This window comes from Veillonella faecalis (assembly GCF_024677885.1).
Classification (GTDB): Bacteria; Bacillota; Negativicutes; order Veillonellales; family Veillonellaceae; genus Veillonella; species Veillonella nakazawae.
Window position 1 is genome coordinate 30,633 of sequence record NZ_JALBWL010000002.1, and the last position, 11,266, is coordinate 41,898.

An 11,266-nucleotide genomic window follows, 5' to 3' on the forward strand; every position below is an offset into this window, starting at 1 on the left:
ATTAACTATCCTTTTTTTGGTAAGAGGAAGGCGAACCCCTTACCGGTGCCGTATGATATAGGTTTGTTATTAAGAGAGAGATTTTGAAGTAAACACAACACAAAGATTATCAAATAGTTGGAGAGTAACTAAGATGAACGGGCGATCACACGGCATCAAATAATAAGATAATGGCTTTTATAAAAAGCCATTATCTTAAAAAACAATTGATATGAACACTAACGTTTCCCTTACCTAGAGTATATCACTTATATAGGAACAATAGTAGGTTATTTTTCATTTAATTTTCATTAAAATAAAATGAATGCAGGAAATGGCATGACCATTCAATTTCTCTATTCAGTTATCAAAATTATTGTTCAACAAAAACCGTATTAGTTCGTCTTACGAGGTTGAGCATTTTATCGCGAACTGTTGCAGATTGTTCTAAACGATGCTTGCCACCATACCAAGCCATCGGAGCTCCCGCTAAACGGAACGTAATTTTACCATATGCACCGCCAGAGCTATGTTCCGGTTTATTGTATCCCATATCTACAGATACACGCGGCGTAAGTTGCATCTCAGAGCCTATGCGCAAACCATTCTTATCGGCTTGTCGATCCTGGTTCCAGTGATAGCCTTCTACATAGACTCTAGCCCAGCGCGCATTTTTAAAGGTTTTACCATATTCTAAGGTATAACCATTAGATACTCGCTCTAAGGTATGCAGGTTCGCATCCAAAACACGCTCATCAGAAGCAGAACCATACCAATTAAAACGAAACTCGCTTTCACCAGACATATATTCAAGACCAGCACTGAGTCGATCGTGACGATTTAAGAAGCGATGGTCATAGAATAGATGAGCCCCATAGAGACGACGGTCGTCCTTGGAAATACGACGGTACCCAACGCCTACGTTAAGGGTAGTACCCGTATCAGAGGCGCGAGAAATGCGCTGCTGCGTAAACCACACATCACGAGAGGTATGATCGTAATGACCTAGAGGCTGAATAGTCTCCGCAGAATACAGCGGCTTCCATCCTTCTTGGAACTGAAAGCTCAGCGTAGTGCGTCGCATCCACGGCTTACCTTTGGCACCATACATAGCATTAGATACATTGGACATAGCCACCGCATTAATGGCACGGTTCACTGCATCCACATTGCTATACTGCACGGTCTTAGTATCTTGCCGATCCATGATGAGCGGCCCACCTTGTCCAATCACATGGTCTGGTGTAGCAGCAGGCGTAATGTGAAAGCCCTCTGATGCGGCCTTCATGCGCTCTGTTTGAGCATCAGTTTTTGCAGACACTACGCCCTTATCATTATGTAATTGTTGTTTTTCTGCCTCAGCTGTACCCACACAACACAATAGGGCGCTCAAGGCGATACACACAATACGTTTCATTACTCTCTACATTTAAAATTCATGAACAACAAATGAAATATATACTAGTGTATCGAATAATGTTTATGTATGTCAAGATAAGAGGTCACTAGAAACGTATTAGTTTACTAATATATGTATATAAAAAAGAGGTAATAACCATGTTATTACCTCTTTCATATCTTTTAAACCCTATTTTTCATTAAGTTTTTGCACAAGCATATCTACTGTTTCTTGTAGTTTTTTGTTTTGTGCTTCTAATGTATCTACCCGTTGTTCCAATGCGTTATAGGATGCAGGGGAGATCTTAGGCAATGTTTTATTTTCACCGAATTTATAGGATACGCCTACATTAGTCATCAAATCACCACTTACAGTTGTACCTGCTGTAAGGAGTAGGTTTTCTTTCGGATAGTAACCTACGCCAAGAGCCAATGCATTTTCGCCCTTGTAGTGACCATAGCCACCCATAATTTGAACCTTGTGGTCAGGATCAAATTGTAGTGGATGTAATGCAGCTAGTGCTGCGGCACGAGCATCACCGCGGTTGGATTCTTTTTCCACGTGGCGTACATCGCGATGCAATACATCAATTTGTTGGTTTGTACCATATAACTGGGAGCCGTTAACCGCATCTGTAGAATCCGCTGTAATACGACCTGCTGCAACATGAATGATAGTGCGTTCTTGACCTGCCGCACCAACAGATACAGTAGAAATAGGAGCAGTACCGGCGAATCTTTCAGTAACACCATTATTGTAGGTATAACTAGGAGTGCTCACTACATCACTACTTTCAGCAGTAGAATTATTACCTAATACAACTGCATTGTCTAGAGATGTTTTCACATTATTACCAACTACGAATGTATTATTAGCACTCACTTGGTTCTTGTTACCAACACTGTAGGAATTATCGCCCTTAACAGTATCCACATTATACGTACCTACACCAAAGGCGCCCGATTGGTTACCTTCAATTTTGTTATATGCGCCAATAGCGGAGTTCTTATCGCCTTTAAAGATAACGCCATGACCCATGCCATAGTTAAAATTACCATTTACTGTAGAGTTAGAACCGATTAATACAGTGTTATTCCCCTTACTAGCGGCAGCTTGAGAAGCGCCGAGCCATACGTTTTTATTACCTTGAGAGTAGGAACCTGTAAAGTAGCCTATAGCAATTGTATCGGAAATGGTTGAATTATAACCTGCTGCAAAGTTACCTAAGAAGTTATAATCACCTTTACCGCCTACAAATGTCTTAGAACTGAGCGCTACGTTACCACCACCTTGAGAACCATTCAAGGCAAGACGACCGATGGCAATATTATTACCCTTTGCATTTGGATCCCCTACATGAGCATAGGGATCGCTATTAGCCGCCCCAGTTTGACCGCCAAGATGTACATTATCTGAGTTAGTGAAAGATGACCAGCCTTGTAAACCAATGTTATAAGTGGCACCACCACTAGAAACAACAGGAATATCTGCAGCCTGTACCAAGCTAGCAGAAGATATGGTCAAAACTCCGAGTACTGCTAATAATTGTAGTTTCTTTGCGTGATTCATAATCATACGCCTCCCTTGTTACACTACAAAACACTTCTCCTTCATACTTTCCTCATAATTCTACAAGTAGATTATACTGCCATCGAAAAAATATGTAAATAACATAAATAATAATTCATAAAGAATAAATCAGATAATATAATTAATTAATAAACAAACCCCCGTAGAATTTGTTCCTACGAGGGCATTTGTTTTGAAAACAAAAGAGGTAACGGCCTATGCCGTTACCTCTTTCATAGATATATAGTTGTATATACCGATTAGCGGATGCGTTTAACGCGGTTATTACCGTCACGCATAGCTTCTTTCAAGCTGTAGATTACCATTTCATTCATGTAGAAACGCAATTCATCATTAGACATGTTAGCTGTATTCTTTTCAAGAATTGCCAAAATTTGGTTTTCATATTCAGCTTGATTCATGTCAGACACAGTTGTGTGGTTTGTGAAGAATTCTTTGTAATCTAAGTACAAGCGATCTAATGCTACGCGAGCATAGCTATCTTTTTTATAGCGATGGCTTGTAATGTACCAGTCACGACGAACATTCATGTAGTACAACACATTATTAGTATAACGTTGTTGACCAGACATTACGCGATTGTCGTCTTTGATTAAAGCATTGCTCATCCCCAATTGGAATGCTGCAAATTCAGATACTACAGCTTTTACCTCTTCACTAGGAACAGCAAGAGAAATTTCTTGTTGTTCTGCAGTCAAAGGAGCCGCAGGTTGTTCTGGCATCATCAAAGGATCTTGTGCCGCATGTACTTGGCCAGCAACACCTACAAAAGCAATTGCCATAATAGGTAATAATTTTACTAATTTCATAAGTCTCCTCTCTCGAAGTGCCCTCCCCAGAGCTACTTCATTTATCATGTAATAGATATTATCTCTTGAGGAACTTTTATCCCCATAGAGACCCCCATACTAAGCATGGTAAATTTATTAATACAGTGTGCTTCAATCAATAATGATTCTAGTAGCTTACATTTTCATTAGTATACACGATATATCGTATTTCGTCTATATAGTTTTTCATTAAGGTTAGAAGAAAAATGCATAGGTGGCTATATAGTTAGTTCTATGCTCCATACAATAAAAGCCTCCTAATAATAAAGTCATGACTCTATTATTAGGAGGCTATATATGTTAGCTATTGTAAAAAAAGATTATTTAATAAATCTACACTTAGAACTTATGCGTAAATCCTGCATTCACACCCCAGTCTGCTTGGTAGTCACCAGACAAACCTGTGGCAACGTCAGCGAATACACTATTGTTGCTATTGAAACCATAACGGCCGCCGAAGGCAAGTTCAGTCCAAGTACCTTTAAGGTCTTGCTCTGTTAATTTCGCAACACTGCCACTAGCAAATGCAGTTTTTACATTGCCTGTGAAAGCATGACCTGCTGCAAAACGTGTATAAAGGTTACCATTGCCGAATTGTTTACCCAATTCAAGGCCTAGCTTACCAGAAGTGCTATTCACACCAGATTGGTTAACAAATACATTACCTACATTAAAGTTACGGCCACCAAAGTGTGTAAAGTTCAATTGTGCTTGTGGTTCTACATAGAAACCATTAGCATATTTCAATGTTTTGCCATAGCGAACACCGATGCTATATGCATTAGACTTTGCATCGCCAGACATGGCTTCACCGATTTCATTGCGAGCTGTGAAGTCATTAGATACGCGACCTACTTGAGTTTCTACATGTACATATTGATCTTTGCCAAGGTCTTTCAGACCATAAGCACCTACGGAGAAGGATTTAACCTTGCCGGAACCATCGAATACATAGTCTTCAGAACCGCGAAGGTAAGATACTTGACCACCTACAGTCCAACCGCGGCTGATTTTAGCATCATAACCGCCTTGGATACGTGTATAATCTGTAGCTGTGTCGATACCGCTGCCAGAGTAGCTGTATTTACCGCCACCGATGCGAGCCCAAATACCAGTTGGTTCACCTTGTTGCAATACACGAGGACGATACATATCGTCAGCTAATGTACGCCAAGCGTTGATATTTCCTACTACAGCAGAACGAATACCACGCATATGAGGTGTATCATAGGCGCCACGAACAACAGGACTAGGATTTACTGGTGTAGGTGCTGGTGTTACAGGTGTAACCGGTTTTGGATCTGGAGTTACTGGTGTAACTGGTTTTGGATCTGGAGTTACAGGTGTAACTGGTTTAGGATCTGGAGTTACTGGCGTAACCGGTTTAGGATCTGGAGTTACTGGTGTAACTGGTTTAGGGTCCGGAGTCACAGGTGTAACTGGTTTAGGGTCTGGAGTTACTGGTGTAACTGGTTTAGGGTCTGGAGTTACAGGTGTAACTGGTTTTGGATCCGGAGTTACTGGCGTAACTGGTTTTGGATCCGGAGTTACTGGTGTAACTGGTTTTGGATCTGGAGTTACAGGCGTAACTGGTTTTGGTTCTGGCACCACATAGGAGCCTTGGCCATTACCGTCTTTCCAAGTAATATCCCCTTCTTTTTGGTCTGTAGTCAATGCTTTTTTGTAACTAGACACGATACCTTTAGAAGCGATGGATACAGTACCAGAAAGGTTTCTTTCACCTTTTACATAGTTTTCATAATAGAACTTGTGGGCCAAGTTATCTAAAATCTTATTTACATTACTTTCAGAAGAAGTATCGAGATGATCACCTGTTACATAGCCATGTACGCCAGAGCCAGCTACAGCGGATTTTACGATGAAGTTACCGCCCTCGATGTCAGCCGGATCAAGGCCGTCTTTCTTAGAACCTGGTTTAGCATAATTTAAGCCAGTACCACTAGTCATGTCATAAATAACATTAATATGACCGTCCAATTTATTTACATGAATGTCGCTACGAGAATCTTGGGAAATACGGCTGAAACCTTCGCGCGTACGAGTACCTGTGAGGTTGTTAATACTACTACGTTCTGTTTTACCATCAATTTTGAAAGATTCCAAGCCGCCCATGCTATCATGGCTCCACATGCCACCATCAAAGGTCATGTTGATTTCGCCACCTTTATCCTCTAAGGTGTTCACAGCTTTACCGGAGAACTGGTTAGGACTGTTATGTGCACGACCTAGACCGATATTAATCACAGATGGTTGCTGTTCTTGATGAGGAGGCATCATTTTATCAGATACCAGCACATCACCTTGCATATTAAACACTTTGTGTTTTACAGTACCCGCATCATCGACACCAAGATTAATTTTACTATTATAAGCAAATGCCACTGGATATGGAGACTTCCATGGCGCAGTAGTCACGTCCATAACACCGCCATCTACTTGGATGGAACTGTTATTTAGCATGCCTGTAATGAAAGCTGGTTGACGATAGCGTTTAGGCAATTGAGATGCATCAGGAGTGTCCAAAGAGCCAATTGTAACTTGACCACCATCAGATGCGACTACACCATTCGCAGTCGTATTACCTGTACTTTCAAATTTACTATCAGCAGTAGTTGCAAAAATACGTCCATCAGAATTAATACCTGCTGCAGCCCATGTAACAGGCATAGCCATCGTAGATGACAATAAGGTCATCATAACAGCAGACAATAAAATCTTATTACTACCTTTCATCCTCTTATACCTCAATCAATATTTCACTTACAATACAATCACATTTGTGAAAGCTCCTTCATACTTGAATATATATCTATGAGTTGATTTATTAGCCTTTATATACGGTAAAAGACAGATATACACTCTCATAATAAAGAAACTTTTTTCTAACACTTTTAAAATATATTTAAAATATTACATCATTTTTGGTGAATTGTAAATGAATTATACGTATTTATTTTAAAAATATTTAAAAATTGTCATCTGTTGGAAAATTAGTATCTATTAGATGGAAGCATACAAAAAGAGGCAACGATTAATTCGCTGCCACTTAGTAAATAATAACCATATAAAATTGTTTAATATACACTTGTTTATCCGTATTTGACGATATATGATATAAACCCTATAATATAAACAGATAGCCAAGCGAGTGGTTCCGTCGGGCTCATCTCAAAACTATAATTAATTGATGAAATGGCCTTTCAGTTACCTAATTATCCAAGGATAACGAAGGACTATTTGTCTTTTCCAAGACAAATAAGAGCCCCATGTACTAGATTATTACATCTAATACATGGGGCTCTTTTATTTTATGAGTACTATAAAAGTATATAGTACTTATCACCATATACTTTTATATAGTAACTATTATATTAGAATTTATGTGTAAATCCTGCATTTACAGACCAGCCAGCTTTATAATCGCCAGATAGACCTGTGCTAATATCACCGAAGATGCTGTTATTTGCATTGAAGCCATAGCGGCCACCGAATGCTAGATCGGTCCAAGTGCCTTTAAGGTCTTGTTTTGTATATTTTGTAGTATTGCCAGTTGTGTACGCTGTATTTACAGTGCCAGAGAAGGCATGGTTTACACCAACGCGAGTATAGATGTTACCTGCGCCGAATGTTTTACCGATTTCAAGGCCAAGGCCACCTGCTGTGCTGCTTACACCAGATTCGTTGACATGCATACGACCTGCATCAAAGCTATCCCCACCGAAATGAGTGTAACTCAATTGCGCTTGTGGTTCGATATATGTACCATTTTGGAATTTCACAGTTTTGCCGTATCGTGCACCAATTGTATAAGCATTCGCTTTCGCTTCACCAGAAAGGCTTTCACCAATTTCATTGCGAGCTGTGAAAGCATTAGAAACGCGGCCTACTTGAGATTCGATGTGAATATATTGATCTTTACCAAGATCTTTCACACCGTACGCACCTACAGCAAAGGCTTTTTCCTTACCAGTACCATTAAATACGTAATCATCGTTGCCACGAAGGTAGGATACTTGACCACCTACAGTCCAGCCGCTACCTGTTTTAGCATCGTAACCGCCTTGAATGCGTGTATATGTTGTATCTGTGTCGATACCTTTTGCGGTATAGCTATATTTACCGCCCCCAACGCGAGCCCAAATGCCTGTTGGTTCGCCTTGTTGCAATACGCGTGGACGATACATATTATCTGTCAATGTTCTCCAACCATTGATATTGCTCATAATAGCAGAACGGGCACCGCGCATATGAGGTGTATCAAAATCACCCATGATAACATGAACATGAGAATTACGCTCTGGCACTGGAGCTGGTTTCACTTCTGGTTTAGGTGTTGGTTTTGGTGTTGGCTTAACCTCAGGTTTTGGCGCTGGTTTAACCTCTGGTTTAGGAGTCGGAGTTGGTGCCGGCTTAACCTCAGGTGTTGGCGTTGGTTTTACTTCTGGCTTAGGTATTGGCTTAGGTTGAGGTTTTGGTACAGGTTTATTTTCACCATATACGTATTTACCTTGACCATCTTTATCCGTTTGCCATGTAATATCACCTTCTTTAGCATGACCAGATGTAATTACTGTAAAACGACCAGATTCAGAACCATCAGATGCAATAGCTACTGTACCTTGAAGGTTTCTTTCACCATTAACATAGTTATGATAGTACATCTTGTGAGCCAAGTTATCTAAAATCTTGTTCACATTAGCCTCAGAGGACATATCTAGGCCTCGTTGAGTCGTGTACACATGAGCCGCTGCACCAGGAGCCGCACTTGTAATATGAATATCACCACCCCAGAAGGAATCTGGAGTTAAACCATTATAGGTTTTCGTTGGTGGTTGATAACTTGGATCCTCAGTATCGCCACCTTCATCATTAGGATCGTAAATAAAGTTTACATGCCCTTCAAGCTTATCTACATAGAGCTTATTATGCTCACTTTGGGTTACCATATTCGCATAGTTGCGATTCTTAGAACCTACAAGTCGATGTACATGACTAGGTTGTGTACCACCATCTAATGTTCCTTCATGCAAGCCGCCTTGATAGAAAAGCTCCCAAGAACCATAGTCGCCAAGGAATACATTAATATGACTTGGATGCTTTGCATCTTTATCTGCTAGATTAAAAGCCAAGCCATCCCAAAGAGATTCTTTGCCAATGATACCAATATTGATCTCAGACGCATGATTTGGGTCGCTTTTAACGATAACATCACCTACTAAAGACAAGTCATTGCCAGTAAAATTACCTTTGTTGCCATCTACACCAATATTAACTGTGCCACCTTGAGCCACTGCAATAGGAGTGCTTACATTTTGAACATCATAAACGCCTTCCTTAAGGCTAACTGTACTGCCACCTTTACTGCTAATGAAAGGCTTGTTATTATAGCCAATATTAGCAACAGCTTTATCAATGCTGACTGTACTACCAGTATCTGCCTCAATGGTAGATATGTAGTTTGTCATTTCGCCAGCCTTAAACTTCCCACCGTTATTTGCCGTAATATTTGCACCATTAGGTGTAGTAACTAATGTACTCCCCGCCATTGCATAGGGCACTACAGAACTAGCAATTGTCAAAGCAATTGCTAAAGATAGGTTTGCTTTATACACACGTTTCATAAAAACCCTCTCTCATTTACACACTATAAACTATTATTAAACAATTTAATTATATTTAATAATTATGTTCTTGTAAATATGAGGGAAATTTGCCACATAACTAGAAAATTACCACAAATAAAAAAGCAGTAACTATAGTTACTGCTAACGTATACGTATATATATTTTTGTATATTTCTATTTATAGATTCTTATTGATTCGCCTATATGTTCGCCATATAATTGACTTAGGATAGTTAAGCGAGGTTGGGCCTCTCTTCGTCTATGAAGGGAGGGTTGTCTATGAGTGATTATGAGTTAATCATGATAATCCTAGAGGTAATGACTGTAATCATTGCCTTTGGTGCACTCGTGGCGCTTATTTGTCTTGGAAAAGACAAATAGCCCTTCGTTACCAATAACTGGATAACTGAAAGGCCATTTCATCAATTATTTACCCTTTTGAGATGAGCCCGACGGATCTACTCGTTTGGCTATCTGTTTATATTATAGGGTTAATCTTATATATCGTCAAATACGGATAAACGATACTATAGTACACTTATACATACTAAAAGGCAGCAATAAAATTGCTGCCTTTTTATTTACCCTTTATCTACGTGCCACACGCATAGCTGCCATCATACCTGGAGATTTCCAGACGGATTGGCCATTGTCTGAAACGAGTTTATTGTTATAGTAGAATACATCTGCATTGTAATAGTTACTATCGCTAGATGATACCTTATAGCTAAGGCCAGACGTAGTGTACACTGTAAAGTTGAGTACATCCCCTACTTTCTTCACAGAGTCTTGATCTACGTACCAGCTATTGCCGTTATAAGTAGTAGCATACACATCTGTACGAGCTTCTACATCATGTGTATTAATCCCGATCAACACGAGTAGAGCCGCTAACATATATAAGAACTTACGCATTAGAATTACCTCCGTTTTATCGTTGGAATACTTGTTTATTATACCAAAAAACGGTGAAATTCGCATTAAAATGGCAACTTCTGAGCCAACTACTATCGGCTGCTCAATATACAATACAATACGTTTCATAACAGATTTGTTATATAAGAGAACATTCAATCCCTATTTCTTATCTTCGTATATCTAATAAAGATATTATAGGTTGATCTAAATTTAGTATCCCATCAATTTGATTTCTACATAAAAGAAGGTATCAGCTGCCGTTGATACCTTCTTTTAATTCCACTATATAGTTATTAAGAATTATCTTAATATACTAGTTCTCCATTAAATGTACGATATTCATCACCAATTTTTGTTAAATCCTTTACAAGTAATCTAGAAGTTTGATGATCTAACTTCATAACTAATGTATGTCCAATAGATTTAGCCTTATGTATTACTTCACCAAGAAAATTAACAATGTTAAAGAATATCTCCTGAGGAGTACAATCTAAACATTTTAATAAAGAATCATCTTCCTTTAATCTAATACTATATACAGTTTCTCGATCGTCTTCCAACGTAAAATTCAATAAAACAGAAGTTGTCTCTACATCATAATCCAAATGATATGTATTAAGACGACCGCGCACTATAGCTTTATTATCATCTAAAATATTTGTAATTTCAAGCTCTATAGGCCTATTCTTATCAACTGAAAGTACATATTTTTTCATAATTAAAATCTCCCAAACAAATATATTAACTAATGTAATCCCCTAGGAATGAAACTCCCAATATATTCATTCCATAATATTTTGCTACACAAATTATAACTAATTATGAGATAGAAAAGCCATAAACTATATATCAAACATATTCGATATATTTTAAACATTAGTTATAATATACATATTTTACTTTAT

General features: G+C 38.8%; 7 protein-coding genes. All 7 read right to left on the reverse strand.

What is annotated here, in order from left to right; all coding sequences use genetic code 11:
* Positions 1-352 precede the first annotated feature (352 nt).
* The 7 genes from MOQ65_RS03885 to MOQ65_RS03915 all read right to left on the reverse strand — a co-directional run bounded on the left by MOQ65_RS03885 (position 353) and on the right by MOQ65_RS03915 (position 11,077).
* The gene (locus MOQ65_RS03885; protein ID WP_257846713.1) at positions 353-1,396 is read right to left on the reverse strand and encodes an inverse autotransporter beta domain-containing protein; all 1,044 of its coding nucleotides are present in this window, start codon (positions 1,394-1,396) and stop codon (positions 353-355) included.
* 171 nt (positions 1,397-1,567) lie between these two features.
* Positions 1,568-2,947: a YadA-like family protein gene (locus tag MOQ65_RS03890; protein WP_257846714.1), complete on the reverse strand. Its 1,380-nt coding sequence runs from the start codon at positions 2,945-2,947 to the stop codon at positions 1,568-1,570.
* Positions 2,948-3,207: 260 nt separating this feature from the next.
* Positions 3,208-3,777 carry a hypothetical protein gene (locus MOQ65_RS03895; RefSeq protein WP_257846715.1) on the reverse strand — a complete coding sequence of 190 codons (570 nt, stop codon included), beginning with the start codon at positions 3,775-3,777 and terminating at the stop codon, positions 3,208-3,210.
* Between the two features lie 360 nt (positions 3,778-4,137).
* On the reverse strand, positions 4,138-6,552 hold the full coding sequence (locus tag MOQ65_RS03900) for an autotransporter outer membrane beta-barrel domain-containing protein (protein WP_257846716.1): 2,415 nt from the start codon (positions 6,550-6,552) through the stop codon (positions 4,138-4,140).
* Between the two features lie 638 nt (positions 6,553-7,190).
* Positions 7,191-9,440 (reverse strand): autotransporter outer membrane beta-barrel domain-containing protein, encoded by a 2,250-nt coding sequence (locus MOQ65_RS03905; RefSeq protein WP_257846717.1) that lies wholly within the window; start codon positions 9,438-9,440, stop codon positions 7,191-7,193.
* Positions 9,441-10,031: 591 nt separating this feature from the next.
* Entirely contained in the window at positions 10,032-10,358 is a 327-nt protein-coding gene (locus tag MOQ65_RS03910; protein ID WP_119207382.1) for a Tat pathway signal protein, read from the reverse strand.
* Positions 10,359-10,666: 308 nt separating this feature from the next.
* Positions 10,667-11,077, reverse strand: a complete 411-nt coding sequence (locus MOQ65_RS03915) for a hypothetical protein (protein ID WP_024063950.1) — start codon at positions 11,075-11,077, stop codon at positions 10,667-10,669.
* Positions 11,078-11,266: the final 189 nt, after the last annotated feature.

What these genes read in the sequence shown, in the direction of transcription:
- MOQ65_RS03895 (WP_257846715.1), bottom strand. Translation starts at nt 3,777, where the DNA reads ATGAAATTAGTAAAATTATTACCTATTATGGCAATTGCTTTTGTAGGT.
- MOQ65_RS03885 (WP_257846713.1), bottom strand. Translation starts at nt 1,396, where the DNA reads ATGAAACGTATTGTGTGTATCGCCTTGAGCGCCCTATTGTGTTGTGTG.
- MOQ65_RS03905 (WP_257846717.1), bottom strand. Translation starts at nt 9,440, where the DNA reads ATGAAACGTGTGTATAAAGCAAACCTATCTTTAGCAATTGCTTTGACA.
- MOQ65_RS03915 (WP_024063950.1), bottom strand. Translation starts at nt 11,077, where the DNA reads ATGAAAAAATATGTACTTTCAGTTGATAAGAATAGGCCTATAGAGCTT.
- MOQ65_RS03910 (WP_119207382.1), bottom strand. Translation starts at nt 10,358, where the DNA reads ATGCGTAAGTTCTTATATATGTTAGCGGCTCTACTCGTGTTGATCGGG.
- MOQ65_RS03890 (WP_257846714.1), bottom strand. Translation starts at nt 2,947, where the DNA reads ATGAATCACGCAAAGAAACTACAATTATTAGCAGTACTCGGAGTTTTG.
- MOQ65_RS03900 (WP_257846716.1), bottom strand. Translation starts at nt 6,552, where the DNA reads ATGAAAGGTAGTAATAAGATTTTATTGTCTGCTGTTATGATGACCTTA.